General features: G+C 63.5%; 18 protein-coding genes. 6 read left to right on the plus strand and 12 right to left on the minus strand.

All coding sequences use genetic code 11. The annotated features are described in order from the left end of the window. Positions 1–4 precede the first annotated feature (4 nt). Positions 5–847, plus strand: a complete 843-nt coding sequence (gene fghA, locus AACZ17_RS00555; RefSeq protein WP_290744836.1) for an S-formylglutathione hydrolase — start codon at positions 5–7, stop codon at positions 845–847. 7 nt (positions 848–854) lie between these two features. Here fghA and AACZ17_RS00560 read toward each other — a convergent pair whose 3' ends face one another. From AACZ17_RS00560 to pspA, 4 genes are all read right to left on the minus strand, one after another. Further along, positions 855–1,658 (minus strand): alpha/beta hydrolase, encoded by an 804-nt coding sequence (locus AACZ17_RS00560; RefSeq protein ID WP_290743879.1) that lies wholly within the window; start codon positions 1,656–1,658, stop codon positions 855–857. Between the two features lie 104 nt (positions 1,659–1,762). Then, complete coding sequence (locus AACZ17_RS00565) at positions 1,763–2,287, minus strand: PspC domain-containing protein (RefSeq protein WP_290743885.1); 525 nt, start codon at positions 2,285–2,287, stop codon at positions 1,763–1,765. After that, positions 2,280–2,549 carry an envelope stress response membrane protein PspB gene (pspB, locus tag AACZ17_RS00570; protein ID WP_290743892.1) on the minus strand — a complete coding sequence of 90 codons (270 nt, stop codon included), beginning with the start codon at positions 2,547–2,549 and terminating at the stop codon, positions 2,280–2,282. The genes AACZ17_RS00565 and pspB overlap by 8 nt, the downstream gene beginning before the upstream one ends. Positions 2,550–2,611: 62 nt before the next feature. Further along, positions 2,612–3,298, minus strand: a complete 687-nt coding sequence (gene pspA, locus AACZ17_RS00575) for a phage shock protein PspA (RefSeq protein ID WP_290743898.1) — start codon at positions 3,296–3,298, stop codon at positions 2,612–2,614. Between the two features lie 214 nt (positions 3,299–3,512). Here pspA and pspF point away from each other — a divergent pair, with 214 nt between their 5' ends. The 3 genes from pspF (at position 3,513) to AACZ17_RS00590 (ending at position 7,070) form a co-directional block, all read left to right on the plus strand. After that, positions 3,513–4,574, plus strand: coding sequence for a phage shock protein operon transcriptional activator (gene pspF / locus AACZ17_RS00580; RefSeq protein WP_290743904.1), 1,062 nt, complete (start codon positions 3,513–3,515; stop codon positions 4,572–4,574). Positions 4,575–4,656: 82 nt separating this feature from the next. Continuing rightward, the gene (locus AACZ17_RS00585) at positions 4,657–6,120 is read left to right on the plus strand and encodes an NAD-dependent succinate-semialdehyde dehydrogenase (protein WP_290743910.1); all 1,464 of its coding nucleotides are present in this window, start codon (positions 4,657–4,659) and stop codon (positions 6,118–6,120) included. A gap of 11 nt (positions 6,121–6,131) precedes the next feature. After that, the gene (locus AACZ17_RS00590) at positions 6,132–7,070 is read left to right on the plus strand and encodes a LysR family transcriptional regulator (protein ID WP_290743917.1); all 939 of its coding nucleotides are present in this window, start codon (positions 6,132–6,134) and stop codon (positions 7,068–7,070) included. 1 nt (position 7,071) lies between these two features. Here AACZ17_RS00590 and AACZ17_RS00595 read toward each other — a convergent pair whose 3' ends face one another. The 7 genes from AACZ17_RS00595 to AACZ17_RS00625 all read right to left on the minus strand — a co-directional run bounded on the left by AACZ17_RS00595 (position 7,072) and on the right by AACZ17_RS00625 (position 17,849). Next, on the minus strand, positions 7,072–9,225 hold the full coding sequence (locus AACZ17_RS00595; RefSeq protein ID WP_290743924.1) for a PQQ-dependent dehydrogenase, methanol/ethanol family: 2,154 nt from the start codon (positions 9,223–9,225) through the stop codon (positions 7,072–7,074). A 17-nt stretch (positions 9,226–9,242) separates the two neighbouring features. Further along, on the minus strand, positions 9,243–11,483 hold the full coding sequence (locus AACZ17_RS00600) for a TonB-dependent receptor (protein WP_290743931.1): 2,241 nt from the start codon (positions 11,481–11,483) through the stop codon (positions 9,243–9,245). Between the two features lie 168 nt (positions 11,484–11,651). Beyond that, positions 11,652–13,190: an arylsulfatase gene (locus AACZ17_RS00605; RefSeq protein WP_290743939.1), complete on the minus strand. Its 1,539-nt coding sequence runs from the start codon at positions 13,188–13,190 to the stop codon at positions 11,652–11,654. Between the two features lie 114 nt (positions 13,191–13,304). After that, positions 13,305–14,657 carry an aminotransferase gene (locus AACZ17_RS00610; protein WP_290743946.1) on the minus strand — a complete coding sequence of 451 codons (1,353 nt, stop codon included), beginning with the start codon at positions 14,655–14,657 and terminating at the stop codon, positions 13,305–13,307. Between the two features lie 80 nt (positions 14,658–14,737). Beyond that, a complete protein-coding gene (locus tag AACZ17_RS00615; RefSeq protein ID WP_290743952.1) occupies positions 14,738–14,923 on the minus strand; it encodes a hypothetical protein in 186 nt (61 codons plus the stop codon). A 9-nt stretch (positions 14,924–14,932) separates the two neighbouring features. Next, positions 14,933–16,420: a glycerol kinase GlpK gene (glpK, locus tag AACZ17_RS00620; protein ID WP_290743969.1), complete on the minus strand. Its 1,488-nt coding sequence runs from the start codon at positions 16,418–16,420 to the stop codon at positions 14,933–14,935. Position 16,421: 1 nt separating this feature from the next. Beyond that, positions 16,422–17,849: an aldehyde dehydrogenase family protein gene (locus AACZ17_RS00625; protein ID WP_290743977.1), complete on the minus strand. Its 1,428-nt coding sequence runs from the start codon at positions 17,847–17,849 to the stop codon at positions 16,422–16,424. A 111-nt stretch (positions 17,850–17,960) separates the two neighbouring features. On the opposite strand from AACZ17_RS00625, the gene AACZ17_RS00630 reads away from it, so the two are divergent. Then, positions 17,961–19,100, plus strand: coding sequence for an acyl-CoA dehydrogenase family protein (locus tag AACZ17_RS00630; RefSeq protein WP_290743996.1), 1,140 nt, complete (start codon positions 17,961–17,963; stop codon positions 19,098–19,100). Positions 19,101–19,106: 6 nt separating this feature from the next. Then, positions 19,107–20,621 carry an NAD(P)/FAD-dependent oxidoreductase gene (locus AACZ17_RS00635; RefSeq protein ID WP_290744003.1) on the plus strand — a complete coding sequence of 505 codons (1,515 nt, stop codon included), beginning with the start codon at positions 19,107–19,109 and terminating at the stop codon, positions 20,619–20,621. A 10-nt stretch (positions 20,622–20,631) separates the two neighbouring features. On the opposite strand, the gene AACZ17_RS00640 is transcribed toward AACZ17_RS00635, so the two are convergent. After that, the gene (locus tag AACZ17_RS00640) at positions 20,632–21,837 is read right to left on the minus strand and encodes a CaiB/BaiF CoA-transferase family protein (protein WP_290744010.1); all 1,206 of its coding nucleotides are present in this window, start codon (positions 21,835–21,837) and stop codon (positions 20,632–20,634) included. Positions 21,838–21,883: the final 46 nt, after the last annotated feature.

A 21,883-nucleotide genomic window follows, 5' to 3' on the forward strand; every position in this document is an offset into this window, starting at 1 on the left:
GACGATGAATATCATTGCAGAGCACCGTGTTTTTGGAGGTCGCCAGCTGCGTTTCGAGCACCTGTCGGAAACGCTTGCCTGCACGATGCAGGGGGCTGTTTTCCTGCCACCACAGGCCGAGCAGCACCCGGTACCGGTGCTCTACTGGTTATCGGGGCTTACCTGCACAGACGAAAATTTCACCCAGAAAGCCGGGGCCCAGCGCTACGCCGCGGAGCACGGCCTGGCCATCGTCTGCCCCGATACCAGCCCGCGCGGCGAGGGCGTGCCGGATGACCCGGAGGGTGCCTGGGATTTCGGCCTCGGCGCCGGATTTTATGTCAACGCCACGCAAGCGCCCTGGCAACAGCACTACCGGATGTACGATTACGTCGCCGTGGAGCTGCCCGAGCTGGTGAACAGCCAGTTTCCGCTGGCGGCGGATCGCTGGTCGATCGCCGGCCATTCCATGGGGGGACATGGCGCACTGGTGATGGCCCTGCGCAACCCGGGGCGCTTTGCTGCGGTGTCTGCATTTGCCCCAATCGTGGCGCCGACCCAGTGCCCCTGGGGAGAAAAGGCCTTTGGTCACTACCTGGGTACGGACCGCAGCACCTGGCTGGCCTACGACAGCTGTGCGCTGATTTGCGGCGGAGCGCCGCAGCTACCCATGCTGATCGACCAGGGCGACGCGGACAGTTTCCTGGCGTCCCAGCTGAAAACGCCTCTCCTGCAGCAAGCCTGCGCGGACACGGGCTTCCCGGCAACCATCCGCCTGCAGCCGGGTTACGACCACAGCTACTATTTCATCGCCTCGTTTATCGGCGAGCATATCGCCTTCCACGCCGCGGCGCTGGAGACGGCTTAGCGCCGTTTCACTGCCCGGCGGCGGGATACAGCAGGCTCGACCAGCTGCGTCGCTCGAAAGGCTTCCAGCCGTCTACAGGCTGTGACAGGCGATCGGCAACCAGGTACCAGATGGTCGGGTTGAAGGTCATGCCACAATGGCTGCCGCGCACTTCAATATTCTGGGTGCGCGCATGACCGGCGCGCTGCAGCGTGGTCTGCCAGTTCACCACACCGTCCCCGCGGCTATAAATTGCAGTGGTCGGCACCGGCGGCGCCACATGCAGGATGTTCTGGTCAATCGGCAGCTCCTCCGGCGGATTGAGTGCCGTAAACAGGCGGGCGGGATAGGACGCAACCATCCGGCCTTCACCAAACGGGCTGCCCAGTGAGATGACCTGCCTCACCCGTTCAGGGAAGGCACGCGCCAGTTCCCGGGCAAAAATACCACCGAGGCTGTGCCCTACCAGGGATATAGGGCCCTCATAGCGCTCGGAAAGAAACGTTATCCGCGCTTCCAGGCTTTCCAGCACCCCTTCACGGGGACCCAGGTTGCGGCCGAGGCCCCAGCCGTGGACTGCATAGCCAAGGCGGGTCAGGTAGCGACGAAAGCCGGCGTTGTAGCCGTCGGCGCCGAGAAAACCGGGCAGGACCATCACCGGGTGCCCATCGCCGCGTGGCGCGCGCTCCAGCAGCCGGCGACTCAGCCCCAGCGTGACCACCTCCACCACCGCGCGGTGCGCTTCGGTGAGCGCGAGCAGCGCATGGGGCGGTGGTACAACAGGCTCCCGTACCGCGGGCGCGCTGCTGTCAAAGGTTTCCATCGCCGTCATGCTTTACCCCTCGCAATGCCCACCACCGGGGCAGCTTGCGTAAAAAGAATACGCCCGAGCATAGCGTATCGCAACGGCCGGGGGGAAGCCCCGCAGGGAAACGGCTACAGTCGCGAAATCTCCCGATCCAGTTCAAACTGACGGGACGTCACGTAACTTTCCATGGCTTCCACACGGCGCAGGGCGGCGTCCAGGCGCTCCCGGGCGCGGCGCAGACGCACCGGCCCCGGCTCGCTGTAGCGGAACACTTTGCGCGGCCGATAGTGGTGGTGGCGCTCGTCGTATTCCATCGCCACGCCGGACGGGCCACCCGCAGGCCCGTCCGACACCGCGCCCGCCCTGCTCTGCTCCTGCGGCCTCGGCGCCAGCAACAGCCATGCGCCAAGGTAGGCCCAGAGGGCCAGCGTGCCGGTAAACAGCACGGCGGCAACCCAGAGCAAACGCACCACCCAGTGGGCGATATCAAAGTGATCTGCCAGGCCAGCGCAGACACCGGCAATGCGTCGGCTGCGGGTGCTGCGATACAGATTCATACCCCATCCCGCGTCACGACGCTGGCGAAAACCCCGCTCAGCCGTGCGCCAGTCAGGGCTGTGGCGATCCCGATTGCGCTGGTAATGGTTACTCATCGTTGTACTCCTCATTGCGCGGCGCGCGCTCCGACGGCTTGCGCCATGTGCTGTGGTCGGCATCGAGGATCGTTTCCAGGGCGCCGATACGCTCTGTGAGTCGATCCACCGTGGCCAGAAGGTCTTCAAGATCCTGCCGATCTGCCGCACTCAGGCTCTGGGATGAGCGGTTGACGCTGCGGTAATGCATGGTGATCCAGATCGGAGCCACGATGACCAGAAACAGGATGGTTGGCACAAACATGAATTGCCAGAATTGCATGGACGGTATCCTCGGACGGAGTGGGGAACCCGGCTAAGCCGACAGCTCGATCATAGCAGGCCCTACTGGGCCTTGTTCTCTGCGCTGCCCTGCATCTCGGCCTTCAGTCGCTGCAACTCGTTGCTGATGCGCTCGTCCTCTTCCAGGGATTCGATTTCGGCGGCGAGGTCCGGTGCAACGTCGCGCCCCACATCGAGCAGTTCCAGCTGGCTTTCGAGGTTGTCGATGCGCCGTTCGAAATGCTCGAACCGCTGAAAGGCGGTATCCAGTGCCTCACGGTGCATCTGGCGCTTCACCTTGATCCGCGATTCGACGGTCTTGCTGCGCATCAACAGTGCCTGCTGGCGTGACTTGGCGTCCGAGAGCTTCTGCTGCAGCTGACCAATCTCGGTGCTGAGCTGGGCTATGTGCTCGTCTGCCGCCTGCAACTCGGCTTCCACCACCGCGACTTCATCCTCAATGGCGTGCTTTTCCTGCAACGCAGCCCGAGCGAGGTCTTCGCGCCCCTTGTTCACTGCCAGCCTGGCTTTCTGCTCCCAGCTCTCTGCCTCGGCCTGTACCTGCTGCAGGCGACGCGCAGCGGCCTTGCGGTCTGCGAGCACGCGGGCCGAGGAGCTGCGCACCTCCACCAGTGTATCTTCCATTTCCTGGATGATCAGGCGAATCATCTTCTGCGGGTCTTCGGCCTGGTCCAGCAAGGCGTTGAGGTTGGAGTTAATGATGTCGCTCATCCGCGAAAAAATGCCCATGGTCCTTCTCCCCGGGTCAAGCCCGTTTGCCGTATGCCATTCGTGGCGTTTCCAGGCTGCTTGATACAGGAACCGTGCCAGATCACGTAAGTCGCTGTTTTAACTGGCTAAACGCACTCCACCCGGCCAGAACATGCGTTTGCCGCCTTGATTTACAGGTTATATTTACCTTATAAAGGTTTTATTGACTTATTTTTTTAGGTTTTTGAAACCTATGCGAAGCAACGAAGGCATTATCGGTAGCTCCAGCGCGCTGGCTCATGCACTTGAGCACGTCTCGCAGCTGGCGGGGATCAATCGCCCCGTGCTGGTTCAGGGTGAACGGGGCACGGGCAAGGAGCTGGCGGCCGAACGGTTGCACTTTCTCTCAGCCCGCTGGGCGGCGCCCTTCGTCAAGGTCAACTGCGCCGCGCTGCCCGAGACACTGCTGGACTCCGAACTCTTTGGCCATGAGGCGGGCGCATTCACCGGGGCCACACGACTGCGCCAGGGGCGCTTTGAACGCGCAGATGGCGGCACCCTGTTCCTCGACGAGCTGGGCACCATGCCGCTTCCGGTGCAGGAGAAGCTCCTGCGACTGGTCGAGTACGGTGAATTCGAACGGCTCGGTGGCCAGGAGACCTTGCAGGTCGATGTCCGGGTAGTGGCCGCCACCCATGCGGATCTCCGGGCCCTCGTGGCCGAGGGGCGTTTCCGTGCCGACCTGCTGGACCGCCTGAGCTTTGACGTGGTGCACCTGCCCGCGCTACGGCAACGCCCCGAGGACATTCCCGAACTGGCCCGTCACTTTGCCATTCTCATGTGCAAGGAACTGGGCTGGGAGCTGTTTCCGGGGTTCAGCGCGAGCGCCCTGGAGAGCCTGCAGGGGCACAGTTGGCCGGGGAATGTGCGGGAACTGAAAAACACCGTGGAACGCTCACTGCACCGCTGGGGCAAAAAGTCGCGGCCGGTGGCTGAGATCGTACTGGACCCCTTTCAGTCGCCCTTTGCGCCGCTATCGCCCCCACCGTCCGGGGATCGGACGCCGCCGGAGGCCAGCGCGGCAGCGGAGCTCGCCACACCCGGTATTACCGATTTCAGTGCGCGCATGCTGGCCATCGAGCGTCGCCTCGTCCACCAGGCGTTGGCGGAACACAACCACCACCAGCGGCGCGCAGCACAGGCGCTGGGACTCAGCTATGACCAGCTGCGAGGGCTGGTGCGCAAGCACAAGCTCAGCGGCCGCAGGCGACGCACCCGCCACACCCGCACCGAGGCGAAAAATACCCGCCCTTGAAGCCGCAGCGGGTTGTGCTTCACACTAGCGCGCAGTGTGGGCGGTGCATTGCAGCGGCCCGGAAACTTCAAGGAGCACCGTTATGGATCTTTCACTGTCGGACCCGACCCTGCTGCAGACCCAGGCGTATATTGGCGGCGCCTGGGTGGATGCGGATGACGGCGCCACGTTCCCCGTGAACAACCCCGCCAATGGCGAACTGCTGGTACGCGTGGCGAAGGTAGGCGCAGCTGAAACGCGGCGCGCCATTGACGCCGCGCAACTGGCCATGGACGACTGGAAAGCCCGCCCGGCGAAGCAGCGCGCCGCCGTGCTGCGCAGGTGGTTCGACCTGATGATGGAGCACCAGGAAGACCTCGCCAGAATCATGACCGCCGAACAGGGCAAGGTCCTCGCGGAGTCGCGCGGGGAAGTGGCCTACGGCGCCTCGTTCATTGAGTGGTTCGGCGAGGAGGCCAAGCGCGTCAACGGTGACGTCATACCCGGCCCCGGCTCTGACCGGCGCATCGTCTGCATCAAGCAGCCCGTCGGTGTGGTTGCCGCCATCACCCCGTGGAACTTCCCCAATGCCATGATCGCCCGCAAGGCCGCGCCTGCGCTGGCCGCCGGCTGCAGCATCGTCATCAAACCCGCCAGCGAAACGCCGCTGTCCGCCTTCGCCATGGCCGTGCTGGCCGAGCGCGCGGGTGTGCCTGCCGGCGTGCTGAATATTGTGGCCGGCAGTTCTTCGGCTATCGGCGGCGAGCTGACCAGCAACCCGCTGGTGCGCAAACTGACCTTTACCGGCTCCACGCCCGTGGGCAAGATGCTCGAAGCGCAGTGCGCCGACACCCTGAAAAAGACCTCCATGGAACTGGGCGGCAACGCACCGTTCATCGTCTTCGACGATGCCGACATCGATGCTGCGGTCGAGGGTGCCATCGCGTCCAAATACCGCAACGCGGGCCAGACCTGTGTCTGCTCCAACCGTATTCTCGTGCAACACGGCATTTACGACGATTTCGTGGCCAGGCTGGTTGCCGCGACGCGGGAACTGGCAGTGGGCGACGGGTTCGCTGACAACGTGAAGATCGGCCCCCTGGTGAACAGCGGCGCCGTGGACGACGTGGACGCGCTGGTACAGGCCTCCATCGACGCGGGCGCACAGGTCGCGCTGGGCGGCGGCAGGCACACCCTGGGGGGCTGCTTCTACCAACCGACGATCCTCACGGACGTAACCCGGGATATGCCGGTGTTTCGCAATGAGATCTTCGGCCCCGTGGCGCCCGTGGTGCGCTTTCACACGGAGGCCGAGGCGATCGAACTGGCCAATGACACCGAATTCGGGCTCGCCTCCTACTTCTACACACGGGATATCGGCCGCGTGTGGCGGGTTGCCGAGGCCCTGGAGTACGGCATCGTGGGTATCAACGAAGGGCTGATCTCCAATGAGATGGCGCCCTTCGGTGGCGTAAAGGAGTCCGGCTCCGGACGCGAGGGCTCGAAGTACGGCATGGATGATTATGTGGAAATCAAATACATGCTGATGGGCGGCCTGGATCGATAGGGGCGCCGGATATGCATCCGATTGATACCCGCCAACTGCGCCACGTCCTCATGCTGGCGAAGCACCGCAGTTTTCGCAAAGCAGCAGATGCGCTGTTCATCACGCAACCGGCGCTCACCAAGAGCATCAAGAATCTGGAGCAGCAACTGGACGTCGTGCTCTTTGACCGCAAGTCCCAGAGTGTGGACCCGACGCCGCATTGTGCGGTGTTGATGGAACACGCGCGGCGCATCATGCATGAGCTGGACGACATTCATCACAGCCTCGATGCGCTCTCAGACAGCCTGCGCGGCGAATTGCGGGTGGGCAGCGGCCCTATCGTGGCGCGCGGCCCCATCGGTGACGCCGTGGCGCGGCTGGTGTCCAGGCACCCCGGGCTCAGCATCCGGGTCGCGATCGACAGCTGGGCGGGGTTGGTGCAGCAGCTCCACGCCGGCGCCCTGCACCTCATGGTTGCCGATATCGGTGAGTTCGAGGGCCAGGCAGAACTGGAAGTTATACCGTTAAACCCCATTCGCTCCGTTGCCGCCTGCCGGCCGGGCCACCCGCTGCTGCAGGTTGGCCGGGTGCAGGCAGCGGACCTGACGAACTACCCGCTGGCACTGCCGTCCCTGCCGCGACGCTGGGTAGAATGGTTGCGTGCCAACGCCCCGGAAGGCGCGGATCCGGACAGCTTTGTCGCCCGGGCCTGCCGCATCTACTGCGAGGATTTCAGCCTTATCAGCAAGGTCGTCCTGCACTCGGACTTTATCACCTGCGGCCCGGAACGGATCCTGCGCGATAGCGTTGTGGGGGGGCAGCTCATGGAAATCGACTTTCCGGGCTTCAGTGACATCCTGGTGCGCCCGGGCATCGTCTACCTGCGCAATACCACCCTGCCACCGGCGGGCAGGGCGTTGATCGAGCTGTTACGCTCCGGGGAAGCAGAGCCGGGGGCCCCGAAGCACTGAATCAGCTCTCCCCGGCGCGCACGCTGAGCAGGTAGGCAAGCAGATCCTCGGCGTTGGCCTGGTCGAGGCGCTCGGCGAAGCCGGGCATACCGCCCTGGTGCCGCAAGCCGCCGAGGACGATCGCGCCGAACTCCGCAACGGTCGCATCCGACATGTGACGAAGATCGGGCAGGCTGCTACCGGAGATCGCACGGTCGCCGTGGCACATGTGGCAGTTGCGCATGAACAGCACACGACCACGCTCGATGCTGTCAGCGTCCTCCGGGTCGGCGGCCACGGCGACGGCCGCAGCGCTTTCCTCAGCGACGGTCACCGGGGGCAGGGATGCAGTGCCGCCGGCGCGGAACGCCAGCACGCGTGCGCGCGTCACGGAACCGGCACTGCGTGACGCCAGCTCGCCACCGGCCAGCGCAAAGGCCCCGCCCCAGCCCGCGGCCACCGCCACGAACTGCGTACCGTCAGCGCTGTAGCTCACCGGTGCTGCCACAATCCCTGTCTGCGCCGGAAAACGCCACACAGGTTCGCCATCATTGGCGCGGTAGGCCACCAGTTCGCCCTCGGCGTTGCCCTGGAACAGCAGGTTGCCTGCCGTCGAAAGCAATCCCCCGTTCCAGACGTTATCGTGTTGGATGCGCCAGACCTCGCGCCCGGCGACCGGGTCCCAGGCGCTGACATGTCCCTTGGTCAGCTTGGCGAACGTCTCGCGTATTTCCACGTCATCGGGCATGCCCGCCACCTCGAAAACCACCCCCGTGTTCCAGGCACCTGGCGTGTAGGTGAACTCCGCGTCATGCGCGTAGTTCATGGCGATCTCCTGTGCCGGAATATAGACCAGGCCGGTATCCGGGCTGTAGCTCATCGGGTGCCAGTTGTGGCCACCCAGCGGATGCGGCCACACCAGCGCGGCCTCGCCATTTTCATAGCGCGCCTCCGGGTTCTCCACAGGACGGCCCGTCTCCAGGTCGACACGCTCGGCCCAACTCACCCGGGTATAGGGCTCTGCGGACAGGAGTTCACCGGTCAACCGGTCCAGCACATAGAAAAAGCCGTTTTTGGGCGCCTGCATAATCACCTTGCGCGGCTCACCCTGCCAGGACAGCTCGGCAAGGATCATGTGCTGTGTCGCGGTGTAGTCCCAACTCTCGCCCGGTGTGGTCTGGTAGTGCCAGACGTATTCCCCGGTTTCCGGACGCAGTGCAACAATGGACGACAGGAACAGGTTGTCGCCGCCACCCGGGCTGCGAATACTGCGATTCCAGGGAGACCCGTTCCCCGTGCCGATATACAGCAGATCCGCCTCGGCATCGTAGGCCATTGAATCCCACACCGTGCCGCCGCCGCCGACTTCCCACCATGCACCGCCCTTCCAGGTGTCAACCGCCAGTTCCAGCGCCGGGTGCTCCAGGGGCTTCGAGGGGTCGCCGGGCACCGTGTAGAAGCGCCAGAGCATTTCACCGGTGCGGTAGTCGTAAGCGGAAACATAGCCCCGCACGCCGAGCTCGGCACCGCCATTGCCGATGATCACCCGATCCTTGATCACCCGTGGTGCGCCGGTAATGGAATACGGGCGATCCTGGGGTGTGGTTCGGGTTTCCCAGAGCAGGTCGCCGGAGGCGGCGTCAAGGCCGAGCAGGCGTCCGTCCAGCGTGCCGGAAATGACCACGCCCTTCCACACCGCCACGCCACGGTTGACGACATCGCAACAGAGATTCGAAGCCCACTCCGGGGGAACCTGCGGATCGTGTTGCCAGAGTAGCTCGCCCGTGGCCGCATCCAGTGCGAAGATCTTGCTCCAGGCCGCGGTAACATACATCACACCGTCGGCGATGATCGGTGTCGCCTCGATGCCGCGGTCATCGGGAAGATCGAAATACCAGGCCAGGCCGAGTTCATCCACGTTGCCGGCGTTCAGGTCGGACAGCGGGCTGTAGCGCTGTTCACTGTAGGTACGCCCGTGCGTCATCCAGTTGCCGGGCTCCGCGTCTGCTGCCAGCAAACGCGCCGTATCAACCGCAGCCACTGCCGGTGCCGGCGGTGGCGCGGGCGGCGCAGCCGCAGGCTCGGAGGCTTTTTGCTCGCAACCCACCGCTGCAGCGAGCAGCGCCCCCACCAGACCACACTTCAGCCCCGTTAACCTGCCACTGGAAACTGCCATACCGCCCTCATTTTTTATCAGAAGTTATAGGTCGCCTGCACTGCTACCGTACGCGGACGCTCCACAAAAGCGAAGTAGCTGGTCACCGGCCCGGTCAGCGGTACATCGTTGGCAAAGGTGATGATTTCCTCATCGGTCAGGTTCTTGCCAACCAGCGCCACTTCCCACACACCATCCGCACGACCCAGTGCAATTCGCGCATTCAGCTTGGCGTAGCTGTCCTGCACGGCGTTGGGATCCAGGTCGGGCGCAGCGAAGTACTCATCGGAGTATATGATATCCAGCGTTGACCTCAACTCCAGATTACCGAATACGGGCTGGACAAAATCGACACCCAGGGTGCCACTGAACTCCGGAGTGAACTGGTTGGTATTCCCGGACCAGTTGCAGAATGGCACCCCATCCACCACCTGATCCGCTTGCTGGCCCTTGTAACAGGCACCGTTTTCATAGTCGTCAAACTCGAAGTCGGTATAGGCCAGTGCGCCGGTGAGCCGCAGCTTCTCGGTTAGTTGCCAGCGACCGTCCATTTCCAGGCCCTGGGTGGTCGCTGAAGCCGCGTTCTGCACATCAAAACCCAGCACGCCGTCGAACACGCTGACCTGCAGGTCATCGTACTCGGTGCGGAACAGGGCGATGTTCAACTCCGCCGCGCCGTCCATCAAGCCCAGCTTCGCGCCGAGTTCCATGGACAGCGCTTCCTCTTCCTCAAACTCCAGCGCCGGACCGCCCGCTGGCAGGGTCGCGCGGTTGCTGCGCGCATCGAAGCCGCCGGCCTTGTAACCGGTGGACACGCTCGCGTAGAGCATTGCATCACCCGACACGTCCCACTGCAGGTTCACCATGGGGGTGACCACTTCCTCGTCGCGGTCACCCTTCAGGTCGTGCGGGGTGATGCCGAGGGGTGGCAGCGGCATCCCCAGCTCTGCGAACTCGGGCAGGCCCAGGGGGTTGAAGATGCTGCCATCAGGGTTGCGCAGTGCCACGCGACGTCCACCATCCTTGTCTTCCACCGTGTAGCGCAAACCCAGGGTGGCGCGGAAGGTGTCAGAGATGTTCCAGGTGGACTGGCCAAACACCGCCCACAGATCGCTGTCCGAGAAATATTCACGGTCGATCTCCACGGCAACCGCCGGCAGGGTGATCTGGGCCGGTTCCTCGTAGTCGATTTCCGAGGTCTGGTAGAACACGCCGACGATGTGCTCAAAGGTCTCTCCCAGGGGCGACACCAAGCGCAGTTCCTGGCTCAGCTGCTCGAAATCCTCGGCGGCGGGTGACTGCACTGTGCTGCCCACGCCAAAGTCGGTGTCGACCTCTTCGGTGTAGTCGTAAGCCGACCAACCGGTGATCGACACCAGCTCGTACTCGCCCAGCTGGTAATTCAGGGTCAGTGTCGCATTGTCATAGTTGTTGTCGCTGAACTCCGGGTCCAGCGCGGCCTTGCGCGTGAAGTCGCCCACCACCGGGGTCGCTCCACCCGGCGCAGGGCTGCCGATGATGATGGAGTTGCGGCCCACGGAGTTGAATTCCCCGGTCTCCAGTTTCAGGTCGACCTGCAGGTTGTCGGAGGCATCCCAGCGCAGCGCGCCGCGCACAACGGTTTCCTCGGTCTCCATCTCATCGATATCTTTCGCGACGTTGTCGATGAAGCCGTCCATTTCACGGTAACGCAGGGCGAGGCGACCCGACAGGGTGTCGCTGAGCGGCCCGGAAAGCACCAGGCTGGTCTCCAGCTCACCGTGGTCCGGCTCCAGCAGCGCGGAAACACTGCCCTCGAACTCATCGGTGGGCTTCGCCGAGACGAGGTTGAGAGCGCCGGCGATTGAGTTCTTGCCGAACAGGATACTCTGCGGGCCGCGCAGTACCTCAATCCGCTCGAGGTCAAAGAAGGGCGCACGCAACTGGCGCGGACGGCCGAAGTAAATGCCGTCGACATAGGTTCCCACCGACTGTTCGAAGCCCTGGTTCACCTGCGAACCGACGCCGCGGATGTAGATGTTGGAACCGATCGCCGCCTCGCTCATGGTGAGGTTCGGCACGTACACCTGCAGATCGGAGATGCGGGTGATCCCCGCCTCCTTGAGTTTTTCACCGGATACCGCGTTGATGGATATCGGCACATCCTGCAGGCTCTGGCTGCGCTTCTGAGCGGTCACCACAACCTCTTCCAGCATCTGCGCCGATGCCGCATTGGCCGCACAGGCACAGGCAACCGCCAGAGGCAGGATTTTCATCGTCTTGTCGAATCGGGCAAACATGCGTGTCTCCGTTATTTTAGGAATTTGCGGGAACCATACCGGGCGATCCGGTAAGGCGGAAATGACTAATTGTTATCAGGCGCATAACCGGCGCCTAGCAGACGCCCCGGACGGATGAGCCCGGGGCGCGATTAGCCCGGGGCGCGATTCGCCCGGGGCACGATTAGCCTAGCGGTCCTGGAATGCTGCCTCGAGCACCTGGTCGACCGTGAACGACGCAGGGCGCTGGCGTGGCGGGAACTCCTCCAGCGTGGCCAGGAACTCGGTCAGCTGCATTCTGGACAGTGATATAAAGGGCCCGGCGATGCGCCCCCACCACTCGTTGTAGGCGTTGGAATCCGTGTCCGCACGCTCGAAGGGATCACGGCGCAGGTTGAACAGCTTGGGAATGCGCAGTGGCACGAAGGGATCGCGCCAGACATCGAAGCGGGCTGCGCGCTGTTCGGCGAACACCACCTTCCAGTCGCCAATACGCATCCCGGTGAGCTGGCCGTCATCGCTCCAGTAGAGGAAATTCTCGCGGGGACCGGCCTCCACCTCGCCCGTCAGGTAGGGCAAAAAATTGTAACCATCGAGATGCACGCGGTACTTGCGCCCGTTGACGGTGGTCCCGCGTTTCAGATCCTCAATGACATTTGGCGCGCCCGCTGCGGCGGCCAGGGTGGGCACCCAGTCCATGTGGGACATGATCTCATTGGATACCCTGCCCGCCGGAATGCGACCCGGCCAGCGCACCATGGCAGGCACACGGTAGCCGCCCTCCCAGTTGGTATTTTTCTCACCGCGGAAAGGTGTGATAGCGCCATCCGGCCAGGTGTTGTAATGCGGGCCATTGTCGGTCGAATACACAACAATGGTGTCATCACTCAAACCGAGTTCATCCAGCTGGTTGAGCAGACGGCCGACCAGGGCATCGTGCGCCACCATGGCATCGTTATAGAACCCCTGACCTGACAGGCCACGCTCGGCATCTGCGATGTGGGTGTAGAAGTGCATGCGCGTCGTGTTGAACCAGACAAAAAACGGTTTGTCCTGACGCGCGGAACGACCGATGAAATCCGTTGCCGCCGCCAGGAACTCTTCATCCACAGTCTCCATGCGCTTGCGCGTCAACGGGCCGCTGTCTTCAATGCGCCCGTCGGCGTGGCTGTGGATCACACCCCGCGGGGTAAAGCGCTTGCGAAACTCCGCATCTTGCGGGTAATCGGGATGCTCGGGCTCTTCTTCAGCATTCAGGTGATACAGGTTCCCCATAAACTCGTCAAAACCATGGTTGGTGGGGAGAAACTTATCCTTGTCACCCAGGTGATTTTTGCCGAACTGGCCGGTGGCGTAACCGCGATCCTTGAGCAGCGCCGCCAGTGTCACGTCCTCCGGCTGCAGGCCGATATCGGCACCGGGCATCCCCACCTTGGTCAGGCCGGTTCTGATCGGGCTCTGGCCGGTGATGAAGGCCGAGCGACCCGCGGTACAGCTCTGCTCACCGTAATAATCGGTGAAACGGATACCTTCGCTCGCAATGCGGTCGATATTCGGCGTGCGATAGCCCATAAGCCCGTCACTGTAGGCACTGAGATTGGTCATGCCGATGTCGTCGCCCCAGATCACCAGGATGTTGGGAGCCTTGGCGGAGGCGACTGCGGGAAATCCGAGCAGTAGCAGGGCAAGAAGGCGCCCAGCCGTGCGCTTGAGTGTTATTGTTAACATGTTGTGCGTCCTTATCGTCTCGCTGTTTTATGCCCGATTATAGAGACTGAACAGGAGACGCACAGACACTTGGAGTCATCCGGCCAATAGCCTGAGGTTATGGCGCTTCGATGGTCATTCGCCGCGCAGTAACCCCTCGGCTTGGGCGAACTGCAGTGTGTCATCCAGTGCCCTACCGAGCTTGCTGACCAGTTCATCCACTTGCGACCGCGTGATCACCAGCGGTGGGCACAGGGCTATACTGTTGCCGCCCATGGCACGCACAATAAGGCCGTGCGCCTGAGCCCGCAGAGCGCAGTAGCCGCCCATCGCATTGCCGCTGAAGGCCTCGCGCGTAGTTCTGTTCGCGACCAGTTCCAGTGCCGCGATCATGCCCACACCGCGCACCTCACCCACCAGCGGATGCTCGGCAAACCGTTGCAGCTCTTGCTGCAGGTACCGCCCGGTGTCAGCCGCCCTGGCAAACAGCTGATCGCGCTCGTAGATTTCCAGCACCTTGGACGCCACAGCGCAGGCTACCGGATGCCCCCCATAGGTATACCCGTGACCAAACACGCCGACCGCCGCACTCGGCTCCACCAGCGACTCGTAGATGTCGCCGCTGACAACCGCCGCGCTCACCGGCAGGTACGCGGACGACAGGGCCTTGGCCAGCGACATCAGTTGCGGTTGGATGCCGTAAGTGGTTGCGCCGAAGTCTTCACCGGTGCGACCAAAGCCGCAAATCACCTCGTCATCCCAGAACAGGATGTCGTACTTGCGCAACACAGCCTGCACCTTCTCGAAATAGCCGGCGGGCGGGACGATAACGCCGCCAGCGCCATTGACCGGCTCGGCAATGAACGCCGCAATCGTCTCCGGCCCTTCAGCCAGGATCAGGGCTTCCAGTTCCTCGGCCCGGCGGCTGGCAAACTGCGACTCACTTTCACCGGACAAACCGTCGCGATAGAAATGCGGCGCACCCGTGCGCAGTACCCCCAGCGCATCGAACGGCAGGCTGAAATGCGTGTGATTGGGCAAGAGCCCGGTCAGCGAGGCCGCTGCCACCGTCACACCGTGGTAGGCCCGTTCACGGGCAATGATCTTGTATTTTTCCGGCTGGCCAATGGCGTTGAAGTGGTAGCGCAACAGTTTGACCAGGGTGTCATTGGCGTCGGAGCCTGAGTTGCCAAGGAATACGCGCGCGTTGCTTACCGGTACCATGGCCGCGAGCGTATCCGCCAGTTGCATGGCGGCCGGATGCGTCTTGCCGCCGAACAGATGCGAGTAGGACAGCGTGCGCATCTGCCGGGCCGCAGCCTCGACCACCTCCTCATTGCCGTATCCCAGGGCGGTGCACCAGAGCCCGCTCATACCCTCGAGATATTGCTGACCGTGGTTATCGTAGACGTATACGCCCTCCCCGCGCTCAATGACCAACTGTTCGGTGGCCTTCAAATTGGTGGTGGGATAGATCATCTGCGTCATGGTGGTCACCCGAATACCTGACAGTGAGTGAGAACCGGCTGACGGGCAGGCATATGCCCTGCCTCAACACTCGCCGGTGCCTACAAGGCCTTCACTTTACGCTCACCGCAGCGTGCACAGCAATACACGGTGACCAGGCGACCTTGCTTGACGTCGAACTGTTTGGCCTTGTCGACCAGCCACTTGTGGTGACCGTGGCGACACAGCGTGTTGCCCTTGTGCTTCTCTTTCAGCGAGGGCCTGCGAAAGGTGAGGATATCAGCCACGTGACCTCCTCACAGCAGCGCCCGGGCCAACGCCGCCTGCCAGGAGGCATGCCGTCGACGGCGCGCCGATGCAGAAAGACGCACTGTGAAATCCCGCTCTACCGACCAGATCTTGCGCAAATCTGCCGTGCCGGACCACAGACCCACGCCCAGCCCGGCGAGATAGCAGGCACCGGCCACGGTGGTCTCAATGACCTCGGGACGGATCAGCTTGCGGCCCAGCACGTCAGCCTGGATTTGCATCAGCAGGTTGTTGGCCGCGGCACCGCCATCCACGCGCAGGGGGCGCATGCGCTTGCCGAGGTCGCGCTCCATGGCGAGCAGGATATCGGCATTTTGCAGCGCCATGGCGTCCAGCGTCGCCCGGGCGATGTGCCCGCGACCTGTTCCACGGGTCAGGCCAGTCAGCACGCCGCGTGCGTCAGGCGCCCAGTGTGGCGCACCGAGGCCGGTCAGGGCGGGCACGAACTCCACGCCACCACTGTCGGGAACCGAGGCGGCCAGTGCTTCCACCTCGGATGAGCGTCGAATAAGACCAAGCCCGTCGCGCAGCCATTGCACGGCGGCCCCACACACGAAAGCACCGCCCTCCAGTGCATAGACCGGGTCCGCGTTGCCCAACTGCCAGGCTGCGGTGGTCAGCAACCCGGAGCGGGACTGCAACAGCTCGGCGCCGGTATTCATCAGGATAAAGGAGCCCGTGCCAAAGGTGCACTTTGCATCCCCCGCACTGAAACAGGCCTGACCAAACAGGGCGGCCTGCTGGTCCCCGGCGATGCCGGCGATGGGAATGCCGTCCGGCAGGCCAGGTACGCCACGGGTGTGCGCAACGATAGCGCTGGACGGCACGATGTCCGGCAACACGCCTTCCGGCACCTCGAACAAGGCCATGAGTTCCTTGTCCCAGGTCAGGCGCTGGAGGTTCATCAAAGACGTGCGCGACGCATTCGACACATCCGTTGCGTGCACGGATCCGCCGCTGAGTTGCCAGACCAGATAGCTGTCGACCGTACCTGCAGCCACCCGACCCGCGCGCAGCTTGCGCCCCGCGCCGGGTGTGTTTCGCAGTAACCAGCGAAACTTGCTGGCGGAAAAGTACGGGTCCAGCACCAGGCCCGACTTGCGCCTGACCTGCGCCTCGTGGCCAGCGGCCTTGAGGGTTTCGCAAAAGTCGGTCGTGCGACGACACTGCCAGACAATGGCCCGGTTCAGCGCGTCGCCGTTGCTGCGGTCCCACAGCAACGCGGTTTCACGCTGATTGGTGATGCCAATGCCGACGATGTCCGACGGCTTGCAGACGCGCTTGCGCAGCACACTGCGAATGCCGCGCTGCACCGAGGACCAGATGTCCGCGGCATCGTGTTCCACCCAGCCCGGTTTCGGGTAGTGCTGGGGGAACTCGATGTTGACGCTGGTGCGCAGGCGCCCCGAAGCGTCCATCAGCGCTACCGTGGTGCCGGTTGTCCCCTGGTCTATGGCCAGAATGAACGCCGACATCTCAGCCGCCGAAGCCCTCTACCGCCTTGATTTCAAGGAAATCGGTAAAGCCGTGGGCGCCCCACTCGCGACCGTTGCCAGACTGCTTGTAGCCGCCGAACGGTACGTTGTAACCACCCGTGGCACCGTTGATGTGCACGTTGCCAGCACGGATGCGCGAGGCGACCCGTCGCGCGTGGGCGATGTCACCGCTCTGCACGTAGCCTGCGAGACCGTAGGGGGTGTCGTTGGCGATGGCAATGGCTTCTTCTTCGGTGTCATAGGGAATCATGACCAGTACCGGGCCGAAGATTTCTTCGCGAGCGATGGTCATCTCATTATTGGCCTCGGAGAAGACCGTGGGGCGGACGAAGTAGCCCTTGTCGATACCCTCGGGGCGCCCGGGACCACCGCACACGAGCTTGGCGCCCTCGGCAATGCCCTTTTCAATGAGGCCCTGGATCTTGTTGAATTGCAGTTCAGACACCACGGGGCCCATGGTGGTCGCCTCATCGGCCGGATCACCTACAACCACCTTGGCGCTGACCGCAGCGGCGATCGCTTCGGCCTCAGCCAGACGCGCACGCGGCACCAGCATGCGCGATGGCGCATTGCAGGACTGCCCTGTGTTGGTGTACATGTGCAATACGCCACGGGTGACCGCGGCTTCCAGGTCCGCATCGTCAAGAATGATGTTGGGCGACTTGCCACCCAGTTCCTGGGTGACCCGCTTCACTGTCGGCGCGGCATTCTGCGCCACCTGAGAGCCCGCCCGGGTGGAACCGGTGAAGGACATCATGTCCACATCCGGGTGACGGGACAGCGCGGCGCCGACCGTTGGTCCGTCGCCATTGACCAGGTTGAACACACCAGCCGGCACGCCCGCCTCGTGCATGATCTTCGCGAACAGGTAGCCGGACAGCGGTGCCACCTCGGACGGCTTGAGGACCATGGTGCAGCCCACGGCGAGCGCTGGCGCCACCTTGCAGCCAATCTGGTTGACCGGCCAGTTCCACGGCGTGATCAGGCCACAGACGCCGATCGGTTCCTTGAACAGGCGGTGTTCACCGAGATCTTCCTCGAATTCGAACTCCCGCAGCACCCGCAGGGCCTCCTGCAGGTGCCCCAGGCCGGCATGCGCCTGCGCGGAGACGGCCAGGCTCTTGGGCGCCCCCATTTCCTCACGGATGGCATCGGCCATGTCGTTATAGTACTTCTCATAGGTGGCAACGCAGGACTCGAGCACCGCAATCCTCTCTTCGCGGCTGCTGTAACCCCAGGTATCGAACGCCTTGCGAGCGGCTGCCACAGCGCGATCCACATCGGCTTCACTACCCAGGGAAATGTGCGCACAGACCGACTCATCGGCGGGGTTGATGACATCGTGCGCCTTGGGGGTGACGGGGTCGACCCACTCACCATTGATGTAGAACTGCAGGTATTCGCGCATCGGTACTCTCCATTGCTGATTATGGTTGCGACGTAGTGTAGCACCCGATGAGTGGTCGGCCACTACCCCATGAGGTTATCATTGCGCCACCCTCGATTTGGAGAACCGATCATGCAAAGTGACGAACTGACCCTGTTTCGCGATATGGCCCGACGTGCCTTTGAACAGGAAATCGCTCCCTACTATGAACAGTGGGAGCAGGATCACATGGTGCCGCGCGAACTGTGGCGCACACTGGGTGCAGCCGGCCTGCTCTGCGCTGACATGGACGAAGCCTATGGCGGCGCCGGCACCACGCCCCACGTCACCCTGATGCTGATTGAAGAGCTGTCGCGGATGGGCTTCGGTGGCTTCGCCTCCGGCTTCGGCATCCACTCGAATATCGTCGCCCCCTACCTGGCCCGCCACGGGACCGAAGCACAGAAGCAGCACTGGTTGCCGAAAATGGTCAGCGGTGACGCCGTGGGCGCGCTGGCCATGACCGAGCCGGGCGCCGGCTCCGATGTGCAGGGCATACGCACCAATGCCGTGCGTGACGGCGACGGGTGGATCCTGAATGGTTCCAAGATCTTCATCACCAACGGCATGCACGCTGACCTGGTTATCGTCGCCGCCATTACCGACCCCGGCAAGGGAGCCAAGGGCACCTCCCTGTTCCTTGTCGACACCACCCTGCCCGGCTTTGAGCGCGGCAAGAAGATCGAGAAAATCGGCCAGCACGCATCCGACACCGCCCTGCTCTTCTTCCAGGACATGCGCCTGCCCGCCAACGCACTGCTCGGCGAGGAAAACAAGGGTTTCGTGATCATGATGGAGGAGCTGCCCCGGGAGCGCCTGGGGATTGCGGCGCAGGCCGTGGCCGCCGCCGAGGGCGCACTCGCGTTGACCGTGGACTATGTGCTGGAGCGCAAGGCCTTCGGCCAGGCCATTGGCAGCTTTCAGAATACCCGTTTCAAACTGGCAGACGTGCGCACGCAGATCGCCCTCAACCGCGCGTTGTACGAGCAGTGTGCCGACGAATACAGCCGCGGTGAGCTGACCGCCGACAAGGCGGCCATGCTGAAGCTCGCCTCCTGCGAAATGCAGTGCGACACCATCGACGAGTGCCTGCAGCTGTTCGGCGGCTACGGATATACGGTGGAATACCCTATTTCCCGCTTCTACACGGACGCGCGCATCCAGCGCATCTACGGCGGCTCATCGGAAATCATGCGGGAACTGGTGGCGCGCTCGATACTCGGCCGGGGCTGAGCGCCGATGCGAGCATCGAACAGCGGGCACAGCGCCGATGTGATCATCGTCGGCGCCGGGCTGTCCGGCATCGGCGCCGCAGTACACCTGCAAACCCTGTGTCCCGGCCGGCGCGTCATCCTGCTGGAGAGCCGGCCGCGGGTGGGTGGCACCTGGGATCTGTTTCGCTATCCCGGGATTCGTTCCGACAGCGACATGCATACGCTGGGCTACGATTTCAAACCCTGGGTACACGAACGCGCCATTGCCGATGGCGCATCGATCCTCGAGTACATCAACAGCGCGGCGGATGAGTACGCCGTGCGCGAACACATCCACTTTCAACACACGGTATTGCGGGCGCGCTTCAGCACTGAAACAGCCCGCTGGACGCTGGACGTCGCTGTCACGGATGAACAGGGCGCGGTCCGCGAAGAGTGCTTCAGCTGCCAGTTCCTGCTGCTCTGCTCGGGCTACTTCAACTACGCCCAGGGACACGCGCCGGCGTTCCCCGAACAGGACCGCTTCCGCGGCACCCTGGTGCACCCCCAGCATTGGCCACAGGACCTCGACTACCGGAACAAGCGCGTGGTGATCATCGGCTCTGGCGCGACCGCCATGACGCTGGTGCCGGCACTGGCCCGGGACGCGGCCCACGTCACCATGTTGCAGCGTTCGCCCACCTACGTCATATCGCGCCCCAATCGCGACAAGCTGGCCAACCTGCTGCGGCGCTGCCTGCCCGAGCGCTGGGCCTATGCCATCACACGCTGGAAAAACACCATGCTGCAGCAGTGGGTGTACAGGAAGAGCCGCACCCAGCCGGAGCAGGTAAAGGCACAGCTACTGAAAATGCTGCGCAAGTCCCTCGGGCCGGACTTCGACATCGAGAAACACTTTACCCCCGCCTACAACCCCTGGGACCAGCGCCTCTGCCTGGTGCCCGATGGCGACCTGTATGCCGCCCTGCGCAGCGGCCGGGCGGACATCGTGACCGACCACATCGACCGCTTTACGGAAACCGGTATCCGCCTGCAGTCCGGTGAAACGCTGGAGGCTGATATCATCGTGACCGCCACGGGCCTGCAGCTGTTGGTGATGGGTGGCATCACCTTCGAGGTGGATGGCAAAGCAGTCGATTTCGGGGCGTGCTGGACCTGGCGCGGCATGCTGTTTTCCGGGGTGCCTAACATGGCCCACACCTACGGCTACATCAACGCCTCGTGGACCTTGCGCGCCGACCTCACCGCCCGCTTTGTCGGCCGCCTGCTGAACCACATGGACCGCCGCGGTGTCGCGCAGGTCACGCCCACATTGCGACCCGCCGACAAGGACATGCCGGCGCGCCCCTGGTTAGATGATTTCAGTGCTGGCTACATACAGCGCGCGCTGCACCTGCTTCCGAAACAGGGGGACCGCGACCCCTGGCGCAATTCCCAGGACTACCGCAGGGACCGCAAAACCCTGCTGAACGCACCGCTGGATGACGGCAGCCTGGTGTTCAGCAACCCGACGCACGCAGCCCTGGACAAGACCGGCTAGGCCGCACTGGTCAGCCCGGGGCAATCACCCCATCCGCGGCAAGCTGCGCCAGCTCGTCGTCGTCCAGGCCCAGCAACCCCTGCAGGACATCCCGGTTGTGGCTGCCAAGATCGCCGCCGGGCCATTCCGTGCGTCCGGGCGTCCCGGCGAGGCGCGGCATGATGGCGGGAATTTTCAGCGGTTTGCCGTCAATCTCTACCTGCTCAAACAGCCCGCGGGCCTGGTACTGGGGATCGTTGAGCATGTCGGCAACGGAGTAGATCGGGCCCACCGGCACGCGGGCCTCCTCCAGCACATTGATCACATGGGTCGAGGAATGCTGGCCACACCAGAGCCCCAGCGCCTTGTCGATCTCGGCCTCGTGACGCACCCGGCCGGCATTGTCCGCGAGCGCCGGGTCCGCCGCCATATCGGAGCGCCCCGCTACCGTCATCAGGCGCTTGAAGATGGAGTCGCCGTTGCCGCCGATAACCACGTGCTTGCCGTCGTCACAGCGGTAGGTGTTCGTGGGTACGATACCCGTCACCGTGGTGCCCGAGGGCTCGCGCACCACGCCGGCGCCGTCGTACTCGGGCACCATGCCCTCCAGCAGGTTGAAAATAGACTCGTACAGCGCTACGTCCACCACCTGCCCCTCGCCGCCCGGTTTTACCCGTTGCAGCAACGCCAGGGTGATGCCCAGTGCTGCATGCAGTGCCGCGACGGTGTCACCCAGGCTGATGTTGGGTCGCACTGGCGCCTTGCCTGGCTCGCCATTGATATAGCGAAAACCGCCAAAGCCCTCAGTCACCGATGCGTATCCGGGTTTGCTGGCGTAGGGCCCGGTCTGGCCGTAGCCTGAAATCCTGGCGTACACCAGCCCTGGGTTACGCGCCTTGACCACCTCGGGGCCAAGACCCCACTCCTCCATCGCCCCCGGGCGGAAGTTCTCCACCAGCACATCGGCGCTATCCAGCAGCTGCAGGACCAGCTCCCGGCCGCGCTCACTCTTCAGGTCGAGTGTGACGCTTTTCTTGTTGCGGCCCAGGCTGCGATACCAGAGTGAGGTGCCGTCCTGCACCACCCGCCAGCCGCGGATGGGGTCGCCACCGGGCGCCTCCACCTTGATCACTTCGGCACCGAAATACCCGAGTATTGTGCAGGCAAAGGGCCCCGCCAGCAGCTGGCCCAGTTCTATTACCCGCAGCCCTTCCAGTGGCCTTGTCGCAGTTGTCACGGTTTCTCCCCCAGGCAAAAAACCGGATTATACCCGCACCCGTGGC

Origin of the sequence: uncultured Haliea sp. (genome assembly GCF_963973825.1) — a bacterium.
Classification (GTDB): Bacteria; Pseudomonadota; Gammaproteobacteria; order Pseudomonadales; family Halieaceae; genus Haliea.